This is a genomic window from Myxococcus sp. CA056 (genome assembly GCF_013336715.1).
In the GTDB taxonomy this organism is placed as follows: domain Bacteria; phylum Myxococcota; class Myxococcia; order Myxococcales; family Myxococcaceae; genus Myxococcus; species Myxococcus llanfairpwllgwyngyllgogerychwyrndrobwllllantysiliogogogochensis.
Genome location: NZ_JABUMT010000003.1, coordinates 251,798 through 273,570 on the forward strand (window position 1 = coordinate 251,798; position 21,773 = coordinate 273,570).

Annotated in this window: 17 protein-coding genes; 6 read left to right on the top strand and 11 right to left on the bottom strand. The window is 67.2% G+C overall.

Annotation, left to right across the window (positions count from 1 at the left end; translation table 11 throughout):
* Nucleotides 1-260: 260 nt before the first annotated feature.
* Both HUA76_RS15600 and HUA76_RS15605 read right to left on the bottom strand, forming a co-directional pair.
* On the bottom strand, nucleotides 261-2,090 hold the full coding sequence (locus tag HUA76_RS15600) for a S1C family serine protease (RefSeq protein ID WP_174453403.1): 1,830 nt from the start codon (nucleotides 2,088-2,090) through the stop codon (nucleotides 261-263).
* Nucleotides 2,091-2,320: 230 nt separating this feature from the next.
* Complete coding sequence (locus tag HUA76_RS15605; protein WP_174461321.1) at nucleotides 2,321-2,953, bottom strand: hypothetical protein; 633 nt, start codon at nucleotides 2,951-2,953, stop codon at nucleotides 2,321-2,323.
* A gap of 301 nt (nucleotides 2,954-3,254) precedes the next feature.
* On the opposite strand from HUA76_RS15605, the gene HUA76_RS15610 reads away from it, so the two are divergent.
* Nucleotides 3,255-3,509: a hypothetical protein gene (locus tag HUA76_RS15610; protein WP_174461322.1), complete on the top strand. Its 255-nt coding sequence runs from the start codon at nucleotides 3,255-3,257 to the stop codon at nucleotides 3,507-3,509.
* Nucleotides 3,510-3,573: 64 nt separating this feature from the next.
* Here the strand turns inward: HUA76_RS15610 and HUA76_RS15615 are convergent, their stop codons facing one another.
* Complete coding sequence (locus tag HUA76_RS15615) at nucleotides 3,574-6,798, bottom strand: Ig-like domain-containing protein (RefSeq protein WP_174461323.1); 3,225 nt, start codon at nucleotides 6,796-6,798, stop codon at nucleotides 3,574-3,576.
* A gap of 421 nt (nucleotides 6,799-7,219) precedes the next feature.
* Here HUA76_RS15615 and HUA76_RS15620 point away from each other — a divergent pair, with 421 nt between their 5' ends.
* From HUA76_RS15620 to HUA76_RS15630, 3 genes are all read left to right on the top strand, one after another.
* Nucleotides 7,220-8,692: a triacylglycerol lipase gene (locus tag HUA76_RS15620; RefSeq protein WP_174453400.1), complete on the top strand. Its 1,473-nt coding sequence runs from the start codon at nucleotides 7,220-7,222 to the stop codon at nucleotides 8,690-8,692.
* Between the two features lie 217 nt (nucleotides 8,693-8,909).
* Complete coding sequence (locus HUA76_RS15625; protein WP_174461324.1) at nucleotides 8,910-9,281, top strand: hypothetical protein; 372 nt, start codon at nucleotides 8,910-8,912, stop codon at nucleotides 9,279-9,281.
* Between the two features lie 143 nt (nucleotides 9,282-9,424).
* A complete protein-coding gene (locus tag HUA76_RS15630; protein ID WP_174461325.1) occupies nucleotides 9,425-10,639 on the top strand; it encodes a methyltransferase in 1,215 nt (404 codons plus the stop codon).
* A 309-nt stretch (nucleotides 10,640-10,948) separates the two neighbouring features.
* On the opposite strand, the gene HUA76_RS15635 is transcribed toward HUA76_RS15630, so the two are convergent.
* From HUA76_RS15635 to HUA76_RS15655, 5 genes are all read right to left on the bottom strand, one after another.
* Entirely contained in the window at nucleotides 10,949-11,341 is a 393-nt protein-coding gene (locus HUA76_RS15635) for a hypothetical protein (RefSeq protein ID WP_174453398.1), read from the bottom strand.
* 247 nt (nucleotides 11,342-11,588) lie between these two features.
* Nucleotides 11,589-12,134 (bottom strand): DUF3060 domain-containing protein, encoded by a 546-nt coding sequence (locus HUA76_RS15640; protein ID WP_174453397.1) that lies wholly within the window; start codon nucleotides 12,132-12,134, stop codon nucleotides 11,589-11,591.
* A 193-nt stretch (nucleotides 12,135-12,327) separates the two neighbouring features.
* On the bottom strand, nucleotides 12,328-13,593 hold the full coding sequence (locus HUA76_RS15645) for a hypothetical protein (RefSeq protein ID WP_174461326.1): 1,266 nt from the start codon (nucleotides 13,591-13,593) through the stop codon (nucleotides 12,328-12,330).
* 74 nt (nucleotides 13,594-13,667) lie between these two features.
* Nucleotides 13,668-14,858 (bottom strand): hypothetical protein, encoded by a 1,191-nt coding sequence (locus HUA76_RS15650; RefSeq protein ID WP_174461327.1) that lies wholly within the window; start codon nucleotides 14,856-14,858, stop codon nucleotides 13,668-13,670.
* Between the two features lie 34 nt (nucleotides 14,859-14,892).
* Nucleotides 14,893-15,909, bottom strand: coding sequence for a GlxA family transcriptional regulator (locus HUA76_RS15655; protein WP_217439733.1), 1,017 nt, complete (start codon nucleotides 15,907-15,909; stop codon nucleotides 14,893-14,895).
* A gap of 43 nt (nucleotides 15,910-15,952) precedes the next feature.
* On the opposite strand from HUA76_RS15655, the gene HUA76_RS15660 reads away from it, so the two are divergent.
* Nucleotides 15,953-16,702: an SDR family oxidoreductase gene (locus HUA76_RS15660; protein ID WP_174461328.1), complete on the top strand. Its 750-nt coding sequence runs from the start codon at nucleotides 15,953-15,955 to the stop codon at nucleotides 16,700-16,702.
* A gap of 60 nt (nucleotides 16,703-16,762) precedes the next feature.
* Here HUA76_RS15660 and HUA76_RS15665 read toward each other — a convergent pair whose 3' ends face one another.
* The 3 genes from HUA76_RS15665 to HUA76_RS15675 form a co-directional block, all read right to left on the bottom strand.
* Nucleotides 16,763-17,365 (bottom strand): RNA polymerase sigma factor, encoded by a 603-nt coding sequence (locus HUA76_RS15665; RefSeq protein WP_371817186.1) that lies wholly within the window; start codon nucleotides 17,363-17,365, stop codon nucleotides 16,763-16,765.
* Nucleotides 17,341-17,556: a DUF2892 domain-containing protein gene (locus tag HUA76_RS15670; protein ID WP_174453394.1), complete on the bottom strand. Its 216-nt coding sequence runs from the start codon at nucleotides 17,554-17,556 to the stop codon at nucleotides 17,341-17,343. The genes HUA76_RS15665 and HUA76_RS15670 overlap by 25 nt, the downstream gene beginning before the upstream one ends.
* Nucleotides 17,557-17,748: 192 nt before the next feature.
* The gene (locus HUA76_RS15675; protein WP_174453393.1) at nucleotides 17,749-18,978 is read right to left on the bottom strand and encodes a hypothetical protein; all 1,230 of its coding nucleotides are present in this window, start codon (nucleotides 18,976-18,978) and stop codon (nucleotides 17,749-17,751) included.
* A 532-nt stretch (nucleotides 18,979-19,510) separates the two neighbouring features.
* Here HUA76_RS15675 and HUA76_RS15680 point away from each other — a divergent pair.
* The gene (locus tag HUA76_RS15680) at nucleotides 19,511-21,709 is read left to right on the top strand and encodes an RCC1 domain-containing protein (RefSeq protein ID WP_174461329.1); all 2,199 of its coding nucleotides are present in this window, start codon (nucleotides 19,511-19,513) and stop codon (nucleotides 21,707-21,709) included.
* The last annotated feature ends 64 nt before the right edge of the window (nucleotides 21,710-21,773 follow it).

The window sequence follows — 21,773 nt, forward strand, 5'->3', positions numbered from 1 at the left end:
GTCGGCGGAACGGTCTTCGCAATGGTTGGCGGCATACGGTCGCGGGCATTGCCACGCAGGAAGACAATGGGGTCGAGGAGCACCGTCGCCGGAGGTAAGCACCAAGGAAAGCTGGGCGCGCTGAGGAGCGGGGATGGACGTGAGCTGCCTTGAAGGTCCTGAGCCCACCGCGAAAGCGCCAGCAGACCCCTCCGACCTCGTTCCGGCACCTGCCACGGACATGGCGACAGGTGCGAAAGCGGAGCCCCAGGCCCCAGGGCCTACCGCCGCCACTCCGGGGGAACGTTCTTCTCCACGGCGTAGCGCTCGAGTTCGGCGAGCTGCTGGCTCGCCAGCTTCAGCTCCGCCTCCACTTCCAACTGGCGCTTTGCCACCGGCTTGCCGGAGGACTCGTCCTTGCGCAGACGCGCGCGCTCCTCCTCGAAGCGGGCGACACGCGCGCGGGCCTTGCCGAAGGACGTGCGCCACCGCTCCTCCTCCTCCCGTGTGCGATTCCCCGCCAGCCTCTGCTTGAAGCGCTCCCGCTCCCAGCGCTGGATGCCCGCGGGGTTCCGGGTCCACGTCTCACGGGCTTCCCTGACGTCCTTGAGCGACACCTCGATGCGCTCCTCGTTCTCACCACTTCCCTGCCCTGACTTCAGCCAGGCCGTGCCGACCTCTGGGAGCGAGCAGGTCTCGACGGGCAGCCGCGCCCCACCGATGTGGATGCCCAGGGTGAGGCCTCGCGAGAGGAACCAGCGCAGCCGCCGCGAGTCCTCCTGCGCCGCCAGCGACTGGCTCAGCGGCCGCCAGTCCTCGAACTCCAAATCCAGCGTGCACGTCTTCCCCTCCGCCTCCAGCTCCATGCGGCGCTTCACGGCCGTGGGTGGCGAGTCGAACCGCTCGACGACCAGCACGATGAGCCCCAGCCCGTCGACCCGCTGCACCGAGAGGACCACCTGCTGCTCGGTGTCCACCTGGAAGCGCCGCACCTCGCGCTCCTCGTCGCGCGCCACGCGCTTGAGCAACTGACTCCAGCGCTCCGTGGACTCGGGCGTGGTGGGCACGGAGACGAGCTTGCTCGCATAGGCGATGGGCAGCGCCAGCCCCAGCCCATCCGCGTTCTCGATTTTCATCGAGACGACGCCGACCACCTCGCCGCGTCCGTTCAACAGCGGTCCGCCACTGTTGCCCGGATTCACCGAGGCATTGAACTGCACATAGCCAGTGCCCAGGTACTGCCGGCCCACGAAGCCCACCTTCCCTTCGTGCACGGTGAAGTCCAGGCCCTTGGGGCTGCCGATGAAGACCAGCGGGTCACCGGGCTCCAGGCGCGTGACGTCTCCCAGTGGCAACGGGACTGCCTTCGCGCCCACGACGCGGACGGTGGCGAGGTCCAGGTCCACGTCACTGGCGACCGTCTCACCGAGCAACTCCCGCCCGTCCGCGAGCACCGCTGTCATCATCTTGCCCGGCGGACACACCACGTGCTGGTTGGTCAGCACCAGCTCGGAGTCCACGAAGAAGCCAGAGCCCGTCTTGCTCCCACACCGCAGCGTCAACGTGCTCGGGCCGGCGCGGCGTGAAATCTCCGCGGTGGAGAGGGCCGAGGGCACGGGGGCCGCCTCGCCCGGAGTGTCTTCACCCGTGGCGAGGGCCAGGACATTCGAGCGCGTGCGCTCGAAACGCGGAGAGCGAGCCATCCAGATGCCGCCCACCAACCCGACCAGGACGCAGGCACCCACAAGCGCCCTCAGGAGTCCACGCGAGGACTCCTGGACGGGCACCACCGACTCCACGAACGGCCGCAAATCCGCGCGGGCGCCCTGGGCGCGCAGCACCTCCAGGAGCTTCTCCGCGAAGGCGCGAAAGACGCCACGGGCCAGGGGCGCCCCCGCCGTCGCGAGCAGGGTTCGCGCCTCGGAGAACGAGGGCGCGGGAGGGCCCAGCAGCGAGATGGCCCGGGCCAACGCGAAGCGCGTCCGCTCGTCAGCCACCGCGTCCCGCAACACGACGTCCACCCGGAGGCTGGCGCCGCACACACAGCGCGCCACGCTCCCCGCATCCGGAGCACCACACCGGAGGCACCTCTGCTCGACCGACTCCGACATTCCCGCGCTCCCCCTGCGACGACCCTGGTTCCTGGCACCCGTGCGTCACCCGCGAGGACCGGGTCACGCCTCGGCGGCTCCCATCATCATGCCTCCGAACGCGCGTGGAGTCCCAGCCCACCCACATCAGCCCCCGCGCCGGGGCCCGAACTCCAACCCGACAACCTCGCCCGAGCAAGCCTTCATGCCCGGGCATCGAAATCCGAGGAACGGGGTCCGGCGGTCTCCTGTCAGAGCTTGCGCTCGACGAAGCCCTTCTTGTGCAGCTTCGCGATGAGCGCGTCCGCCGCGGCGCGGGCCTGCTTCGCGTCCTTGAACGCAGTGCGCTTGCCGCGCCCCGGCTCGCCCAGACTGCCCGCACGCACCCAGAGCTCGCTGCCCACCAGCGCCACGCCCCGAAAGTCCGTCTCCGTGTCCACGAAGAGCCGCTCCTCGTCGGGGCGCGCGGCCCGCGTCGCCTTCGCGCGCGACAGCGGCCGGATGGACGAGACAGGCTTGACGGCCCACACCTGGTAGCGAACGCGAATCTCCGGCTTCGGGCCATAGCGGAACAGCACGCGCCAGCGGCCCCCTCCCGTGGACTCAAAGACAGCCTCGCCCCAGGACTTGAGGCCAGTGGTGGGTGACTTCGGCAGGAACGACTCCAGCGTCTTCAAGAAGACCAGATAGTCTTTCTCCTGCTTCACATAGCCAATCAGCCGCGTCCCCTCCGGCAGCGACAAGTCGAGGTCTCCCCAGGCCGTGCGCCTCACCAGGGCGAGGTCGAGGAACACGTTATTGCCCAGCAGGGGCGCGCACTTCTTCCAGAAGTCCGCGCTGACGCGCACGTTGCGGGCCCCCAGAAGCGTGGTCGAATCACTCATGTCTCTTCCATAGCATGGCCGAGCACCGACACATTCGTCTCCACGAGGTGTTTCGCTCCCTGGAGAGGGTTCGCGGGAAAGGCAGGAGCCGCATCCCCATGGACAACTGAGCCATCCCTCACTTGAAGCCAGGCACTTCTTGGAAGCCACTCGGGCCGAGGGACCTCCGGTGCCGCCAGTTCCCACACATCCACTGACGTGGGGTGGACAATGGGCGCAACGCGTCAGAAGGGTGGCGCTTGACCCAAGCCCAGGGCCCGCAGTTGGATTCGAGGGCTACAACTGCAACGGGGTTTCCAACATGAATCTTCGTGTACTGGCACTCGCAGCTCTCGTTTCCATCGTTGGCTGTGGCGGAGCAGAAGTCCCGGAGGGCACCGAGACTGGCGCCCTTCCCGAGCAGGAAGTGTCCGCGCAGGCCGCCACCTGCGAGTCCCTCCAGGGCAAGGTCTGCAGCCCGGACCGGGAGATTGGCTGTACCTTCGCCAACGGCACCCCGGGCTATTGTCTCTGCCAGGCCATTCCGCACAACAGGTGGGTCTGTCTGACCGACTGAGAATTTACGGCCGGGCCTGGAAAAAACTCTCCGGGCCCGGCCGCCTGTCTGGGCTTCAGGACACCTAATGACAATTCAGGACGACGTCCTGCGTCGAGGCGGTGTCCACATAGCAGATGCGGCTGAGCGAAGACTCGTTGCCCCAGGTGTCTCGCGCCGAGATAGAGAATGGGAGGTCGCTCTGGACCGGGGCTGTGCCCGCGATGTTCCACACGTATGCGTAGGGGGCCACAGGCAGCGTCACGGTGAAGCCTCCAATCAGGCCTCCGCTCAGGGTCACCGACTGCACACCGTGTGAGTCGCTCACCGCACCCGCCGACACCAGATACGCGCGACGTGAGCCCTGGACGCTGAAGTTGAACGTCGGGCCCGTGTTGTCCGCGATCACCGTCCGGGTCTCCGGGCTGCTGGCGAAGCCCGCGTTGTCCGAGCACTGGAACAGCACGATGTAATCGCCGTCCGTGCGCGAGGAGGTGTCGACGACGAACTCGTACGGCGCGGTGGTGTCGGACTGGAGGATGACTCCATTCTCGCGCATCTCCACGTGGTGGACTCCCTCCGGGTCGTTGCAGGCCACCGTGAACTTCGGCTTCTTGGGTTGGGTGTCGTTGCGCGTGATGGAGACAATCACCGGCACGGAGTTCGACTTGACGAACGAGGCCACGAAGTTGGCCGTGTTGCCGCAACGGTCCTGCGCCAGCGCCTGGAACACGTGCGTTCCAGACGCCATCTCCGAGCCGAACGTCAGCACGTAGCCCGGCGTGGTGGGCTGGGCGGCCAGGGTGCCGTCCACGAAGAGCGAGTATGGGTACTGGATGCCACACGTATCAGTGACGTTCGCGCTGAGCGTCACCGTGGTGCCCAACTGGGACGCGATGAACGTCACGGCGGGCGGAGTGCTGTCGAGCGGCGCGGCCCGGGTCGCGACACCCTTGTTCCCGAACGCGTCAGTGACCTCGACAATCAGGTTGTGAGCCAGCCCGTCGGTCGGTGAGTAGCTGACGGAGTAGGTCGTCGCGGAGTTCGTCCTCGTGGCGAACACCACTCCGTCCACCTTGAAGTCCACCCGGGTAATCACGGATGCATCACTCACGGAAGCGTTGACGGTGAACGGCGGCCCGGAGGAGCTCACGGCCATCGACACCGAAGGCGGTGTGTTGTCGACCCTCAGCGTGTGCGTGAGCGTCGTCACGTTACCGGCCGGGTCGGAGACATTGATGGTCAGCGGGTAGGTACCATCGGCCCAGGTGGTGGTGTCGAACTGGTGCTCGAACGGCGGCGCCATGAGCGAGACAATCAACTGTCCGTTCCGGATGAAGTCGACCGAGTCAATTCCCGAAGCGTCGTTCGCGGTGATCAAGAACCACGGCTGCTTCAGCGAGCCCGTGACGGTGAGCGACGCAGTGGGCGGCGTCCGGTCCAGCGTCACTGTCACACTCTTGGTCACCTGATTGTTCCAGAGGTCCCATGCTTCGAGAACAATCGTGTGGGGCCCCGTGGAGAGAGCGCCCGCGGGGATGAGCTGGGTGAACTGAAAGCTTGGGAGCACGACCGTTTGCACGCCGCCGTCGACCACGAGGCGCGGAGCCTGGCGGGCCTGGTTGGGAGTCTCCGCGTCGGTGATCGTCCCAGAGCACTCGATGTCCGAGCCGCGCTGCCGGCAGGACAGCGTCGCCTGCGGCGGCTGGTTGTCCGGCACCGCGCCGACGTTGATCGCCGCGAAGGCAGAGGCGACTGCGCGCATCTTCGTCGAGGAGGAGGCGCCGTCAATCACCCCGGCCGCCATGAGCGCGGCGTCTCGGGCCTGGGCGTAGTCCGCCCCGACCGGGAGCGCCTCCACCGTGCGGGTCCAGATGACCGCCGCGGTGGACGGCCCGATGCCCGTGAAGCCCTCGGGGACCCTCGGGCAGTTCCAGGGCCCCGGAGACTGGCCCTGCGCCAGCGGCTGACAGCCATAGGCCAGGAGCAGGAACATCCGGTCGATGGGCCCACAGCTCTCGTGCTCATCCCAGTTGACGAGGTCCGGGGTCCACTCCGGATTGGAGGGCGTCAGGAGGCTGCGTCCTGCAACTCCGGTGTCCTCGCCTATCGTCAGATTGGCGGGGCGCAGGAGCACCTGGTCAATCTCATTCAGGGGGCGCCGCTTGAGGGTGTCGCGCCCCAGCTCGGTGAAGAAGCCCATGATGTCGCCGGTGCCCTCATTGAGGGCAGCAATCTCTCCGGACGCCCCGGAGCCCAGGCTCGGATCCCCCCACACCTCACGCATGAAGAAATCGTGGGTGATTTCGTGGGCGACGATGTCGGTGGTCGCGAGGTGGACGAGCGTCGTCACCCCCGTCGGCGCCGGATAGGTCTCATAGCCAATCAAGACCCTTGGGTCATTGCTGCTCGCGATGTAGCCCGCGTTGTCCCATGGATAGTGCATCTTGAACTCCATCGGGGGGAGCGCCTTGGACCCCGTCCGGCCGAGGAAGTACTCGAACATCGTCGACGTCATGTTCGAGGCGAAGAAGGCGTCGACCGCGGCGGTCTCTCCGTTCGTGCTCCGAGCCTCGGAGGTGACGTTGAACAGCGCGCCATCTCCGAAGGACGCATCGGGGCTCGAGTAGTCGAGATAGGAAATGGTGCCGTCGCCGTTCGGGCGCGTGGCGAGGAATGTGTTGCCCCGCTTGTCCTCGAGCTTGTACAGCGCCTTCGCCGTGTTGACGACGACCGAGAAGGTGTTGGTGCCGGAGTAGCGCCCCTTCAAGGACGCGTTGGCGTAGGTGACGTGTACCTCCGCCGGAGCCACCCGCAGGACCTTGCCCGAAAGCGCGTCTACCTCGCCCACCCACTCACGCGGAAAGGCCCAGAGAGAGCCCGGGCCACCGGTGGAGAGCGTCAGTCGGTAGATGGGCGTCAGCTCGGTGATGACACGCTCATACTGCGTCGCATCGTGAGAGCCCACCACCGGCACACCCGGCTTGAACCGCCGCTCCTCGTGCGGACGCAGCATCAGCTCTCCGCCGCGCAACACCGTCCCAGTGGGGTCGCCCAGCGCCGAGAGGGCCGCCGCCTCGGCCTCGCCCCGGGTGACGCGCGCCTGGGTTTCGACCTTCGCCGTGGGCTCGACGCGAACCGGGGTGACGCGGGTCTTCCCGTTCGCGGTCTTCGCGCCCACGCCCCACACGGGCAGCTCGTCGACACGAAGCTGGTGGTACGTGTCGTCCCCTTCCTTCCGGGGCACCACGGACATCTCGCGCAAATCAAAGCCGCGTGCCGTCAACTCGCGCTCGACCTCGAGACGCACCGGAGTCTTCACTGATTCGCTCGCGGACTCTCCGCACGAAACAAGTAACACCGCGCCAGCCAGCACTCTCAAGAACCGCTGCATGGACATCCCCCTCTGTCTTGGTTTGCTTACATGAAAACAGTGCCCCCGCAAATCGTGAACATGTGTTCTCGTTAGCCGCCCTCCTCGTCCCGTCAACTCCACTCCCGCCCGAGCGGATGGATGAACTCATCTGGGATTGAAAGCTCACGGCGGATGACTTCGGGATACATCGTCAGCCTGGACACAGGTTCCGATACCGCGCGCCGTCAGCCCCAGCATCAGCGTCTGGCGGCCCATTCCGATTCTCGTGGATTTCCATGTAAACCTGTTCAGGCCCCGCTGTTTGTCCTATGCTCGCGGGGAGGGCTCGCAACTCCTTCTCAATCCAGGACATCCCATGCTGGTTTCCCAGCCACCGCCACCCCCGACCACCAGTCCCCTCGCTGCCCGCGCGCTCTTCCTGGCGATGCTCGTGCTTGCCGTCGGCATGTCGGCCTGCCTCTCGGAGGACAAGGGCACAGGGAGCACGGAGCAGTGGCGCGAAGGGATGTCGACCGAAGACGAGGAGGAGCCCGAGGTCTGCGACGAGTGTGACGGAGGCGCTGACGCCGGGGACGCTGGAGATGCGGGTGACGCCGGAGACGCCGGCTGTCCTCCTCCTGAGCAGGAGTTCACTGAGACAGCCACCTGTGACGACGACGCAGGCACCGATGCGGGTTCCAACACAGGTTCGGACGGCGGTGGCGGTGGTGGTTCAGACGCGGGTTCGGACGGAGGCGCCGACGCGGGCTCGGACGCAGGGCGGGATGCGGGGACGGGGCCTGTCGTGGACGCGGGCGCCGACGCAGGGACCGACGCGGGCGCCACCCTGGCCGAGGGGCCGCCAGTGCAAGCCTCCTTCGCGCCCCAGGCCGCGCCTGCTCCAACCCCCGTCTTGAATCCCACGCCGACCACGGCGGGTGACCGGACGAATGGCGCGGAGCGGTCACGGATGCGCGCGCGCTGTGGCATGTGCGAGCTGCGACCCAGAGGGCCCATCGATCCGAACAAGGTGCCCTACATCTCCGTGCATGGCATCGGTGCCGGGCCCGAGGTGATGGACCCGGCCATCAACAACTTCCCGTCCAATGCGCAGGTCTACGACTTCTTCTACCCGGACAACCGGCACCCCATGGAGACGGCGGACTGTCTGCGCAACGCCATCGTTCAGGCGCGGGGAGCGCACTCGGGGACGACCGTGCAGGTGGTGGCGCATTCACTCGGCGCAATCATCGCGACGGGCGCGGACCACTCGCTCGCGGACGAAGAATGGATGCCGACGGAGGTCCCCACCACCTGCGGGTTCATGAAGAAGGTGCGCGGCCGGCATCGCAAGGGCTTCGTGCTCGAACCGGCGCCCAGCCCGAGTCAGCTCGACCTCCGGATGACGCTGATCGACCCCGTCTTCCAGGGGTTCACGGATGCTCCGCTGATTGTCTCCGACTGCGTGCCCGGGCCGGGAGACCTCACCGCGGGCAGCGCGCTCATGCAGACGCTGAACACCCGGCCCACGTTCTCCAGGCAACGCAGGGTGTTCTATGCCAACCACCCGAATGATGACAAAGCCCGTGACCTCACCGAGTTCGATGACGCGGACCTCGAGCTGATCTGCAAGGCGATCCGAGGGGAGACCGTGCGCACCCGGAAGTTCGGCCTCATCAACGCGTGGAACGCCGTCAAGAACCTGCGGGCCGGTCCAGGCGGGAAGAAGCTCAAGGACGCCCTGGGCTGCGGCGGCTGCTCCGCGGCGCGCATCAAGGAGCTCGCCGGGCAGGTGGCACCCCGGTTGCCAGGCGACCACACAAAAGTCATCGAAGAAGTCACCTTCTGACCCCACCTGGGACACATCAAGAGCGCGCCGCGCCATCCACCTCGCCCTGCGTGCGCGCGCCAGTTCCCACCTCATCCCACGCTCGAACGCGAACAGGCGGTGAGGAAGAAATCCCCCTTCGCACGTTATCTCGCGAGGAAAGGCAGAGACGCTTTCCGGAGCCCCACACCCAGCCTGGGTGCGGAGGCCTCAATCCACAGCACAAGGGGACAACACCATGAAGCGAGCGTCCATCGTTGTTTCGGCGGTGATGATGTCGGTCGGGTTTTCCAGCACGGCCCTGGCGGCCCCCATCACCGTGAATGGCTACGTCTGCGCGGCGAAGTACACCCGGCAACCCAATGTCGTCTACGGCCAGGGCTACGTGGTCGTGCAGGTGAACACCGGGGCGAACTGCACGGGGAGCTTCGTCGGCAGCTATTACTATCTGGGCTCGGGTGCCTCGTCCGCCGGCTACCAGTACAGCGAGGCCGAGCGCCTGGGCCTGTTCGAGCGCGCCACCCAGGCCGCCACCCAGGGCACTCAGGTCACCCTGTACGTGGAAGGCGCGGGCGTCGGCATCCTCGACACCACCTACCGAGGCGGCTGACGGCGGACGGGCTTTCGTGCTCCTCTCCGACGAGGAACAACGCCTGGGGGCATGAATGCGCCCATGCGTTGCCGAGCACGGCGGCTGAGGGGGCCCCTCGTCATCACCCACGGGCGGAGCAGCGGCGCGTAGGATGCGCCGCCATGGACTTCCAGGCGCGACTCGAGGCGCTCACGCACCTGCTCGGGCCCTGGTCTCCGCTCTGGTCCCGCTCCATCCTCCAGGGCTGGCCCGAGTCCGGCGCCGCCTATCCCGAGGACTGGCTTGCCTATGCCCGGTCGCTCGATGAAGCGGGCGAGCGGCGGCTGGACCAGGGGGTGCTCGTGGGCGTCCCTCCTCCGTCCCTGGGCGCGCTCCTCGGCGCACTCCAGGAACTGACAGCGCTGCCCTGGCACGAGGGCATTCATCCGCTGACAGTCGCGCAGACGCAGGGACTCAGCACCAAGAAGACCCACGAACTCGAGCGGGTGCTCGCCCTGCTCGCGCCGAGAACGCGCTTCATCCACCAGGCGGTCGATATCGGCGGCGGCATGGGACATCTCGCCCGCCTCTGTGCGCGGACGTTCGGGTGGACCTTCCACAGCATCGATAGGGATGCCGCACTGCAGGACAAGGGCCGGCGGTGGTTGACGAGAACCCACTCCCCGGTCGGGGACACCCTGTCTTTCATCCAGGCCTCCGTCGAGGACGGACTCCAACCGCGAATCGACCCGCTCTTCTCCGGCCTGGACCGGGCTTCTATCGGCCTGCACACCTGCGGGCCGCTCGCCCTCACGCAGCTCCGCAAGAGCCAGGGGGCGGGCTTCGTCCTGAACATCGGCTGCTGCTACGACAAGCTGGAGGTCCCTCGGGACTACCCCGTGTCCGGCTTCGGGGGCGCGCACCCACTGCCCTTCACCTCGCACGCCCTGGCGCTGACGACGCGGGGACGGCATCACAAGACCGAGGTGGAGTTCGCACGGATGAAGCGGGTCTACGCGTGGCGCTTCGCGTTCGATCTCCTAGCGAAGCGGCACTTTCCCGAGCGCGGCTTCGTGAGGGCCGGGGACGCGCCCCGAGCGCTCTATGACGGACCCTTCGCGGTCTACGCACTCGACCGCCTGGAGCGCCTGGGCCTCGACGCCCACATGACGGACGCCGAGCTGAATGCCTTCGAGGTGTCCGTTCGCGCCGAGACGCGGGAGCTTTTGCTCTGCCATCTGCTGAGGGACCGCTTCGCGAGGGCGTTGGAAGTCGTGCTCCTGCTTGATCGCGCAATCCTCCTGGAGGAGCTGGGCTTCCAGGTCGAACTCCTCCAGCTCTTCGATCGGCGCCTGTCTCCGCGCAACCTCGCGCTCATCGCGTCGCGGAGCGCTTGAGCACGGGCCGGGCCCCGTGGGAAACGCCTGTCCAGGCCGCCCTCCCACGAGGGGCACCGCGGGGGCCTGGACAAGCTCACCTCGAGCCGCTCACAGTCCGTCGTGGTAGCAGAAGCCGTAGGTGCGGTCGGTCGGTCCACCCATGCACGGGACTCAACGGCAGACGCGCGGACTTGTCGCGAGCGCCTTTGCCAATCTGTCAACTTTGTCCTATTTTCCCCACATGACATGACTGCACGTATGATTGGCGTCACGCGCGGCATGGGCCGCGCGAATCCCTCGCGCGACCCCGCTTTAGCCAGACACGGACTAGCAGTTCTGCCTGCAGGGCGGCGGGGGGCCGACGGGCGGAGGGCTCCCGGCAGGAGGCGTGTTGATGCTGCTGTGGCAGGTGTAGAGCTGCAGGTCAAAGCAGTACTGGCGGTAGTACTGGGCTGACGCTCCGGAGCCATACATGTACTGGGAGCAGTTCCAGAAGCTCCACTTGTACGGCGTCCCGCTCGGACAGCTCGAGTCCAGCCACCCACCGCTGCCGTAGTCGCGACAAGCACCCTGGTACGTCCCGGGCTGACACACGTTCTGCTCCACCTCGCCCACTTCCACCGTCTCGGCGGACGCCTCGTCCATCGGCGCTCCACCACAGGCAGAGGCGCCCAACCACATCGCCCCCAGGAACAACGGCCGCATGACTTGCTTCAACATGGATTGACCTCTTGGATTGTCAGCCCTGCCGTGACCCTTTCGGCGGCAGGTAGAGGCCACTCTGCTTGTCGTGCTGATTAACCGGGATTAATCACAATTAAATGTGACGATTGCCAGGCCGGTCTGGCGGGCGAAGGCCACGCCACCCTCGCGCCTGAATGAAGGCAGGCGCGGCCTCGGGCCATCCCCGTGGGAACGGGAGGTGGGGCGAAGGTCTGCCTGCCCCACCTCCTCGCGACGTCCCGGCTCAGCGCGCCTGGGCGATGCGGTTGTTGGTTCCGGTGTTGCTGACGCGCGGCTTCTTGCCCTTCTCCGCGCCCTGCTTCCAGGAGACCTTGTTGCCGCTGCCCGTCGTCTCGATGCGGTGCGCGGTGTGGACCACGACCTGATTGTCGCTGCCCGTCACCTCGACGAGTTCGCAGGTCCCCGTCAGGGTGACCTTGTTGTCGGAGCCAACGATCTCCACCTTGCCCCCGTCGGCACAGTCGTGCGTCACAGTGCGCTCGGAGTCCACCAGTTCGAGCGAGCCGCTGCGCCGCGACGACGTGTCAGCTTCGTCGTCATCGTCATGCGCCATGGCGCCATCGACCTGGACGTCGACGCCTCCGCCCGAGCGTACCCGTGTCGTTCCGCCGCGCGTCTCGACGGTATTTCCCTGCGCCTTCACCTTCACGCTTCCGTCCTTGCCGACCTTGACCGACGCGGCCTCGTCCTCATCCTGGGCGCTGGCCGTCATGGACCCCAGGACACATGCGATGACGATGAAGGCCTTCGATTTGAATGGGTTGTGCATTGCGGTGGACCCCTTGAGTGGCTGGATGCGCAATGTACGCAACGGCGTCGCGGAGATTCAAAATCCCCGCGACATATCGCGCGACAGTCCAGTGGATTGCAGTGAGCCTTCATCTCGGCACATGCAGCGGAGGGACATGGCGAACCTGGTGGTGGACCCTGGCCCGGAGTGGCGGGCGTGATGCCCCGCGTCCCTAGGCCTTCGCGAGGACGGGGCCGAGCACCTTCAGCAGCTCCTCGGGCGCCTCGGACACCCATGCGGGCGGAATCTCCACGTATTCGTCACGCAGCACCTTCACGAGGCGGTCCGCCAGCGCGCGGTCCTCCGGCCATGCGGGGACGAGGTACTCACGGACCAGCAGCTCCACCGTGGCCGTCTGCCGCCAGATGACCTGGGACAGCCGCTCGAGCACCCCGGGCGGCTCCACCTTCATGCCTCGCGCCAGGGCGTGGTACGCGGCCGGGTCCTCCACCCTCGACAGGCAGGCGTAGAGCCGCCCTCGCACCGCGTCGTCCTGCTCCGCTTCCAGCCCGGAGAAGAGCAGCGGCCGAGTCTTCTCCGGCCAGTGATTGAAGAGCACCTGGTACAGCGCGCTCCGCACCGGGGCGAACCGGGGTCCCCCATTCTCCGGGGCCCGCAGCGCGGCCACGAGCTGCTCGAAGGCCTCGGGAGTATCCACGAAGGTCTTGCTGCCATACGCGGCGCGGACCATGACGGGGGCGTCCTGGACGCTGTCCATGCGCGCCTTCAGCGAGCCCGTGGTGAAGGGCTGCTGGGGGTCCCGCTTCGAGCCACCCCGGGTCCGCACCTTCTTCGGACAGGGCTCGAAGGTCTCCGACGCCGGAGTGCCCACCGCCGAGCGCATGAGCTTCCGCACCTCGCCGTCCTCCACCCAGGGGTAGAGCGGCGCCAGGACGACCCCTTTCTTCCGCTCCAGCGTGGCCACGTAGTAGTGCCCGGCGATGTCCACGAGGACCTGGAACCGGTCGGGTTCGAGCACCGCGGCGATATGCGCCAGCATCCGCAGTGCCTTCGGGAGTTCGAAAAAGCGCTCGGGCAGGCGCAGCAGGTGCTCCTCGGCGGAAGCATCCTTCGTCGTGCCGTCGAAGAGGTCGAGCAGGCTGTCCGCGCCGACGGAGAGCGGAACCTGGGCCTCCTCCCCTTCAGGCACCGAGAACCCGACCCGCTCATCCTCCTTCAAGGACCAGCAGACCTCCGCCTCGTCGAGCCCGTCATCGGAGGCCAGGAACACGCCGTGCTCGAATTCCAGGAACGTGTCCTGGAACACCACGCAGATGAGCGCCTCCGGAAAGTCATCCAGGGCGGCCAGCAACACCTGCTCCACCTTCTCCTTCTCGTGAAGGTCCGGGCCCGCGGTGATGCCGTGCCTCTGGAGCGTTGGCCGCACCTCTTCCGAGGCCTCGCAGCCACGAATCTTCACGTAGTCGACGTGGGACATGCCGGGAGGATAGCCCCGGCGCCATCACGGTGACACGGGGCACGGCACCTGCGTGGGATTGAGCCATTCCTCCGCTACTCGGTGGCCGCCTCGGGCCACCACGATGCCGGGTAGGGACGCCTGGGGACCTGCGCTCCGTTCGTCGGTCGGAGGCTCGCGAGCTGGCAGCTTCCGTCCGGCGCGCGACCCACCGCCCAGCGCAGGTCCGGACTGAAGGATTCGAGCGTCACGAGCGTCCGCAGGGCCATCGGATAGAAGAGCTTCAGCGTCCGGGTATCGAGGATGACAAGCGGGTCGAGGCTCAGGGCCACCCAGCTCTCGCCGAGCCACCGCGAACCACCCGACCAGGAGGCCGGAATGCCTCCAGATGCCCCCAGGACCGCATTCCGCACGCGCTCGGGCAACTTCGGCCGACGGATGGCCCCGGAGGACACCTCCTCGAGCACCGGCGCCCGCCCATCCCTCGGGTCAAGGTCCAGGGCATACCGACGGCTGGGTGAAAAGGAGCGACTCTCGCCGTCGTCCGGCCACACCTGCGTCGCGCCCACCACGCCGGTGCTCGGATCCCACAGCGCGCTGAGGAGCTCTCTCTCGGCGGGTGGATTGTAGTCACCGGCGAAATACTGCACGCCAGGGGTCGTGGAGACCCCGAATCGAAGCAGGTAGCGCGCTCCTTGTTTCTCCCAGCCCATGGGCGTCACCCACCGCAGCTCGGGTATCCGGAGGGATGGGGACACTCCCCCGTCACGCTCGATGACACGGATTGCATTGTCGGAGCTCCGCAACGCGACCGAGTGCCGCTCCGGATGGACCTCGAAGGAGTACGGCCCCTCCAGTCCCTCGGCCCAGTCACCATGGAACCGGACCTCGTCCGAGCCTCCGTCACCCCGGTACCATCGGCACGCGACGCCGAGGGTCCGAGCGCTCCCGCCATCCGGAGTCAGGCCTCGGCAGCCGACACAGGTGCTCAACGCATCACCGCCGCAGGCGAGATGCTCGTTGGAGGCCGCGGCGCCCGTCAGGAGTACAGGGGGAGTCCGGGTACCCGGCTCGACGGCCCAGATGCGCCTCGTTCCAGCATCCTCCGGTTCTTCGAGCAGCATGTGTCGCCCACCCGGGGTGAAGGCCAGGTAGCCGGCTCCGGAAGGCGCGCAGGGTTGGAAGGGCTCGAGGACGAAGCCTTCCGGATTCTCTGAGCGAGGAGACGCCGCCAGCGTCACTCCCGCGAGCACGAGCCCCAACACCACGGTCCCCAGTCGTTTCACCAGACCCTCCCGTCGCCGTTACAGCATGAAGACTTCACGTCGCAAACCGCTTCCGGTAGTCGCTTGGCGAGATGGAAAGATTGCGCTGGAAGGTCACCCGCATCCTTTCCTCGTTCCCGAAGCCGCACACGCGGGCGATCTGGTCGACGTTGCGCTTCGAATCCTCCAGCATCCGCCGGGCGGCCTCCAGCCGCAGGACCTCGATGGCCTTCGCCGGAGTACGGCCGGTCTTCTGCTTGTAGACACGCGCGAAGTTGCGCGGGCTCATGCGGGCTCTTTCGGCCAGCGCTTCGACGGTGAGGTTGTCGCTGCCCAGGTTGTCGGAGATCCACAGGTGCAGCTCATCGAAGGCGTCGCCGTCCTTCGTCTGCGACTTCAGCAGCTCACTGAACTGCGACTGCCCACCCGGCCGCTTCAGGAAGACGACCAACTCCCTTGCCACCTTCATGGCCAGGTCATGACCATGGTCCGCCTCCACCGGCGCGAGGGCCAGGTCGATTCCCGCACTGACGCCGGCCGAGGTCCACACAGGGCCTTCACGGACGAAGAGCGCGTCGTGGTCGATCTTGATTGAAGGGAAGCGCTCGCGCAGCAGGTCGCACATGGCCCAGTGTGTCGCCGCGCGCTTGTCCTGAAGGAGCCCGGCTTGGGCAAGCAGGAAGGTGCCGCTGCAGACCGATGCGGTGCGGCGGGTCGCTGCCGCCTTCAGCCGCAGCCATTCAATCAGCGGCTCGGAGCGGGCCAGCACCTGCTCGATGTTCGGCGAGCCAGGAACGACGACAGTGTCGACAGGGACTCTCGCGAACGCGGCGAGCGGCACCGTCTGCAACGCGACGCCTTCCGCCGACTGCACCAGCCCACCATCAAGGCTCGCCGTGTGGCGGAGGTACCCCGGCAATCCGCACTCCGCCAGGGCCTTTGAGGCGGCCCAGAACACGGTCTGGGGCCCCGTCAGGTCCAGCAACCCCATGTCGGGAAAGGCGACGAAGAGCACGGTGCGCTGCCCGCCCGAAACTGGCAGAAATTCCGGGGTATCTGTCATGGCTGCCATACCCTTTCATGCCTACATTCTCGTCGTCAACGGAGAGGCAAACATGAAGATCGTGGTCATCGGTGGCACCGGCCTCATCGGAACGAAGGTGGTGACGAGGCTTCGCGGGCAGGGCCACGAGGTGGTGGCGGCCGCGCCCAGTTCGGGCATCAACGCCCTCACGGGTGAAGGCCTGGAGGAGGCGCTCGCGGGCGCGCGGGTGGTCGTCGATGTGGCGAACTCGCCGTCGTTCGAGGACAAGGCCGTGCTGGAGTTCTTCGAGACCTCGGGGCGCAATCTCCTCGCGGCGGAAGAGAAGGCCGGCGTGAAGCACCACGTCGCGCTGTCGGTGGTCGGCACCGAGCGGCTTCTGGGCAGCGGCTACTTTCGCGGCAAGATGGCGCAGGAAAAGCTCATCACTGCCGGCAGGATTCCGTACACCCTCGTGCGCTCGACGCAGTTCTTCGAGTTCATGGGCGGCATCGCCAAGGCGGGAACGGAAGGCGAGACGGTGCGCGTTTCCACGGCGCTCATACAGCCCATCTCGTCGGACGACGTGGCGGATGCGGTGGCCGAAGCGGCGCTGGGCGCGCCGGTCAATGGCATCGTCGAAGTGGCCGGGCCGGAGCGAGTGCGACTCGTCGACGTGGTCCAACGCTTCATGACCGCGAAGCAGGACGGGCGCAAGGTCATCGCCGATGCTCACGCGCCCTACTTTGGCGTGGAGCTGGACGACCAATCGCTCACGCCGGGCGACGGAGTTCGTGTCGGGCCGACGCAGTTCGAGGAGTGGCTCCGCCGTTCCGCGACATAGTCCGCGCGCATGAGCATCGGCGATGACCAGGTGCCCGCGAAAGGCACCTGCTCGCGAACGTCAGTTCATGCGCTTGCCGTGCTCACGCCATTCACCTCGGCGCAGCAGCTCCTCGCGCAGTTGGGTCCGCGCACGGTGCAGCCGCGTCTTCATGGCGGCCAGCTCAAGCCCCAGGGCTCTACAAACCTCCTCGCCGGAGAGCCCCTCGAGGTCTCGCATGATGAGCACCTCGCGATAGATGGGCTCCAAGGCCGCGATGGCCGCATGGACGGACTGGATAAGCTCCCATCGCTCCAGCGCCTTCTGCGGGTCGAGCGCGTCGGACACAAGGGCGGCGTCCTCCCTCAGTTGCTCGCCCAGGGACTGCCGCTCGCGGACGAAGGGACGGAGCATGCGCAGGCACGTGTTGCGCACCACGCTCATCAACCACGAGAGGACGCTGGCGTCCCGCTGCACCTCGGGGCGCTTCGCGAGCTTCGTGAAGGCCTCCTGCACCGCATCGTCCGCGTCGTAGCCGTCCCGGCACACGCGCAGGCCGAACCGGTACACCCGGTCGTGGTAGGTGCGCACCAGCGCGGCGAGGGCCTCGTCATCACCCCGGGCCGCCGCGGCAAGCAACCCTCCGTGCCCCGCGCCCATCAGCGCCCCGGCCCCAGGGGGCACGTCGAGCGGCCCATCAGGGCATAGCCGAGGCAGCTCCCCGCCAGGGCCGAGAAGAGCAGATACGCCCCCAGCACTCCGAAGGTCGCGACCCGGATGGCCAGCGACAGCGGCGCCAGGGCCGCACACGTGACCAGCACCAACCCGCCCAGGGCCCTGAACAGCCGCTCCACCTTCCCGACATTTCGCTTCATGACGCCCTCCATTCACCAGGAGAAGTCACGTCGCGCCAGAAAGGATTCAGGGCCCCGGATTTTTTCGCCGCCCCGCGTGCCAGATTCGCGGGGAGTCCACGGGAGCCAACACGCGCCCCCGCGGACACCGGTGGCGCTGATCCTCCGTGCTGGGTGGCTCCCGGACACTTCCGCCCCACGGGAAGCCGTGAATCAGGCGGTGCTTCGCACTGGCGCGGAACGCTCCTCCGTCGCGGATGCGTCGCCGGGCACCGAGGGCATCAGGCTGACCTTCAATTTCGCCACGTTGGGTGTCACCCCGAAGAAGGAATCATAGGCGTTGAGGTGCTGCTGCCCCACCGTCGTCATGAAATCATTGAAGCTACCCGGATGGGGAGGCAGCGGCGACGGCGTGAACTTCTGCGAAGGCAGTCTGACGTAGGGATTCGGGCTCGGCAGCAATTGGTACATCTGGTTGATCGCGCCATAAACAAGGTTGGCATCGAGCCCCAGGAAGCCGCTGAGCGGGCCGTAGAGCGTCTGGCACGACTTGTTCTCGACGTAATCCCACACCACGTCGTTCTGCACATTGTACGGCTGGACGTTCATCAAGTTGGTCCAGCCGTGCGGCACCACATCGTACTGGTTCCAGATGACCTGGTTCCAGTAGCCATAATTCGCGATGCCGGAGATCGCCGTCGGCGGAAAGAGCGCAGTAAAGGCGTTGACGAATCCTTGATCTCCGGTCGAGGGGGCGGCCGTCGGCAGCACATAGAGCGCGGCCCACCGCTTCACATCGAAGACGTTCTGATAGAGCCAGCGGGCCAAGGTCGGGCAGAGCGAGCCACCCAGGCTGTGCCCAGCGAAGATCAGCGTCGCCTGATAGGACGCTTTCTCCCCCAGGAAGGTCTGAAGCGATTGATTCGTCTGCGAATCCAGCATGTTCAGCAGATTCGTGGTCCCCCGTGCCGCACCCTGCGAAACGTTCCCCACGTTGAATTGACTGGGACTGGTGCTGTTCGTCGGGGTGATTCCCACCGGGAAGGCCACCGTGTTCGTGACGCTATTGTCCAGACAGTCCGTGTCGTACCAATTGTGCGCGGTGTCGCTGTTCCCGTTGGTACCAGCAATCGCCACGACATAGCAGTCCGCTTGCGCATTGTGGACCGCGTACATGACATTGTCGGCCACCTTGGACACCCTGCCCTTGCCGCTGCAGTCTGTGTCGGTTTGATAGACGCAAGGTCCCCACACTCGCGTCCACACACCCAATTGTTGACTATTGCTCGTCAACGCAGCATCGATGATTGGCCCAAGCTGCTGAGCGATGTTGGAGGCCGTGTCTTCCAGGCTGTCGCCCAGACCAGAGAACCTCGAAAGCTGGTATACCGTCTGGATGATATTGTAGCTTCCGCCGGTATAGATTGGCTGTACGATGCTCATACGAATGAGCCTCCCCTTGTGTGGTGATGATTCGCTCGGAAACCCAAGCAGAAGGCATGCCAGCACGCCCTGCCGCGATTCCCCAAGGCAATCACACGCATCTCAGGACTCACACCAGGCGGTTGACGCGTCAGCAGGGGTCCTGACGCGTCAGGAGGGTGCTTGACGCGTCAGCGGCGACTCGATGGCCGCGAGCCGGAGGGATACGAAGCCACCCCAACCTCGAGGACGACGACCCCGGGGCCTGCCCTGGAACCGGTTCACCCCGCACATCCCGCCCCGATCCGAGCACCGCGAGTCACCGGCAGCCCTGTTCCGCTTTTTGTACGAGGTCGAGAATAAACCGAAGCCCGGGCACGTCAGGGGCCGCGCGCTCGTGTCCCCTGGGAGCGCGCGGTGGATGACCGCGGAGGGTCCGGCGCGCCCGATGCGGGTGCGGCGGGTGCCGTCATCGCGGCAGACCCGATGTTTCACCATGACAAACAGAGCAATGCCAGTGCAGCCGGACAGGCAATTACATCAGGAGCGATACATGCAACGGAGCGAAGGTCAGCGGATGAGCCGATGGCTGGGAGTCTGCCTCGGACTGTGGTTCGCGGTGGGCTGTGGCCAACCCCCGACGGGGGAGTCTGTCGAGGAAGCATCGGTGGGCTCGCCCATCACGCGCACGAAGCCGCGCGCCCGCATCGCCGCGGGAAGGGACCATTCCCTGTCAGTGCGTCCGAACGGCACCGTGTGGGCGGCGGGCTCGAACGAATACGGGCAGTTGGGCAATGGCTCCACCACGAACAGCGCCGTGCCCCTCCAGGTGCAGGGACTGACAGGGGCGACGGCGGTCGCCGCGGGCTCGATTCACTCGCTGGCGCTCCGCTCTGGCGGCACCGTGTGGGCCTGGGGATACAATGGCAGCGGTCAGTTGGGAAATGGCTCCACGACATCCAGCCCTGTGCCCGTACAGGCGCAAGGGGTGACGGGGGCGACGGCGGTGGCCGCGGGCACGGATCACTCCCTGGCGGTGATGGCGGATGGCACCGTGCGGGCCTGGGGCTACAACGGCTCTGGCCAACTGGGCAATGGCACCACCACCTCCTCTTCCACGCCCGTCCAGGTGCAGGGGCTGACCGGGGCCGTGGCCGTGGTCGCGGGCAGGAATATGTCCCTGGCCCTGCGCTTCGACGGCACGGCGTGGGCCTGGGGCTACAACGGCTCTGGCCAACTGGGCAATGGCACCACCACGTCCTCCTCCACGCCCGTGCAGGTGCAGGGGCTGACCGGCATCACGGCTGTCGCCGCGACCGAGGAATACGTGCTGGCGGTGAAGTCCGACGGCACCGTGTGGGCCTGGGGCAACGCGTACCTGCCCATGACTCCGTGGCCGCTCTCCACGCCCGTGCAGGTGCAGGGGCTGACCGGAGCCGTGGACGTGGCCGCGGGCAATCTGTTCTCCCTGGTGGCGCGCTCCGATGGCACCGTCTGGGCCTGGGGCTACAACGCCGATAGCGGTCAACTGGGCGACGCCACCAAGACTGGCCGCACCACGCCCGCGGTGGTGCAAGGGCTGACCGGGGTCACCGCCATCGCCGCGGGGCGGGACCACGCCATGGCCCTGCGCTCCGATGGTTCCGTGTGGACCTGGGGCAACAACGACGTGGGGCAGCGTGGAGATGGGACGCCCGCGAGTCAGTTCCTGCCAGTGGCGGTGCAGGGGATGAGCGAGACATCCTCCGTGGCGGCGGCCCCGGCCCACTCCCTGGCGCTGCGGTACGACGGCACCGTGTGGGCCTGGGGCGCCAACTACGCCGGCCAGCTCGGGGATGGGACGACGACGCGCCGGGCCGCGCCCGTGCAGGTGCCGGGGCTCGGCGGCGTCATGGCTGTCGCCGCGGCTGGCGACCACTCGCTGGCGTTGCTCTTCGACGGCACCGTGTGGGAGTGGGGCAACGGCGGCGCCGTGCCGGTGCAGGTGCAGGGGCTGAGCGGAGTCGTGTCCATCGCCGCGGGAGGGGGCCACACCCTGGCGCTGCGCTCCGACGGCACCGTGTGGGCCTGGGGTAACAACTCCGTCGGGCAGTTGGGGAATCCCGGTGCCGGTTACGAGAGCGCCACGCCGGTGCAGGCGTCGGGACTCAGTGACGTCGTGAAGGTGGCGGCGGGTGGCGTACACTCGCTGGCGGTGCGCTCCGACGGCACCCTCTGGTCCTGGGGAGACAACTACGGAGGCCAGTTGGGGGATGGGTCCAAGAGCCGTCGCTTCACGCCCGTGCAGGTGCAGGGACTGACTGGGGTCGTGAGCGTGTCGGGAGGCAATGCACATTCGCTGGCGGTGCGCTTCGATGGCACCGGGTGGGCCTGGGGCAACGGCGGGACGGGCACGCTGCTGCTCGCCAATGGCTGGTACAGCCGCACCCGACCGGCGCAGGTGGCGATGACGGGCCTGGTGGAGATGGCTGGAGGCGGGGGCACCTCGCTGGCCTTGAGCGCCACCGGCGCCTTGTGGGCCGGCGGCACCAACGAATCGGGGCAGCTGGGCAATGGCACCACGTCCAATCCGCTCGCGCCGGGGCAGGTGCAGGGGCTGGGCGGCGCGGTCGTCACGGCCGCCGCGGGAGGCGACCACATGCTGGCCGTACGCGATGACGGCACCGTGTGGGCCTGGGGCCACAACGCCGATGGCCAGTTGGGCCATGGCGCCCCCTCCGACGGCATCACTCCCAGCATCTCCCTGCTGTAACCCCTGGGACCACCGCGGGCCCGGAGCGAGCATGGCTCCGGGCCCGCCCGTCGGCGCATGGCTC

What these genes read in the sequence shown, in the direction of transcription:
- HUA76_RS15600 (WP_174453403.1), bottom strand. Translation starts at nt 2,090, where the DNA reads ATGTCGGAGTCGGTCGAGCAGAGGTGCCTCCGGTGTGGTGCTCCGGAT.
- HUA76_RS15605 (WP_174461321.1), bottom strand. Translation starts at nt 2,953, where the DNA reads ATGAGTGATTCGACCACGCTTCTGGGGGCCCGCAACGTGCGCGTCAGC.
- HUA76_RS15610 (WP_174461322.1), top strand. Translation starts at nt 3,255, where the DNA reads ATGAATCTTCGTGTACTGGCACTCGCAGCTCTCGTTTCCATCGTTGGC.
- HUA76_RS15620 (WP_174453400.1), top strand. Translation starts at nt 7,220, where the DNA reads ATGCTGGTTTCCCAGCCACCGCCACCCCCGACCACCAGTCCCCTCGCT.
- HUA76_RS15625 (WP_174461324.1), top strand. Translation starts at nt 8,910, where the DNA reads ATGAAGCGAGCGTCCATCGTTGTTTCGGCGGTGATGATGTCGGTCGGG.
- HUA76_RS15630 (WP_174461325.1), top strand. Translation starts at nt 9,425, where the DNA reads ATGGACTTCCAGGCGCGACTCGAGGCGCTCACGCACCTGCTCGGGCCC.
- HUA76_RS15635 (WP_174453398.1), bottom strand. Translation starts at nt 11,341, where the DNA reads ATGTTGAAGCAAGTCATGCGGCCGTTGTTCCTGGGGGCGATGTGGTTG.
- HUA76_RS15640 (WP_174453397.1), bottom strand. Translation starts at nt 12,134, where the DNA reads ATGCACAACCCATTCAAATCGAAGGCCTTCATCGTCATCGCATGTGTC.
- HUA76_RS15645 (WP_174461326.1), bottom strand. Translation starts at nt 13,593, where the DNA reads ATGTCCCACGTCGACTACGTGAAGATTCGTGGCTGCGAGGCCTCGGAA.
- HUA76_RS15655 (WP_217439733.1), bottom strand. Translation starts at nt 15,909, where the DNA reads ATGGCAGCCATGACAGATACCCCGGAATTTCTGCCAGTTTCGGGCGGG.
- HUA76_RS15660 (WP_174461328.1), top strand. Translation starts at nt 15,953, where the DNA reads ATGAAGATCGTGGTCATCGGTGGCACCGGCCTCATCGGAACGAAGGTG.
- HUA76_RS15670 (WP_174453394.1), bottom strand. Translation starts at nt 17,556, where the DNA reads ATGAAGCGAAATGTCGGGAAGGTGGAGCGGCTGTTCAGGGCCCTGGGC.
- HUA76_RS15675 (WP_174453393.1), bottom strand. Translation starts at nt 18,978, where the DNA reads ATGAGCATCGTACAGCCAATCTATACCGGCGGAAGCTACAATATCATC.
- HUA76_RS15680 (WP_174461329.1), top strand. Translation starts at nt 19,511, where the DNA reads ATGCAACGGAGCGAAGGTCAGCGGATGAGCCGATGGCTGGGAGTCTGC.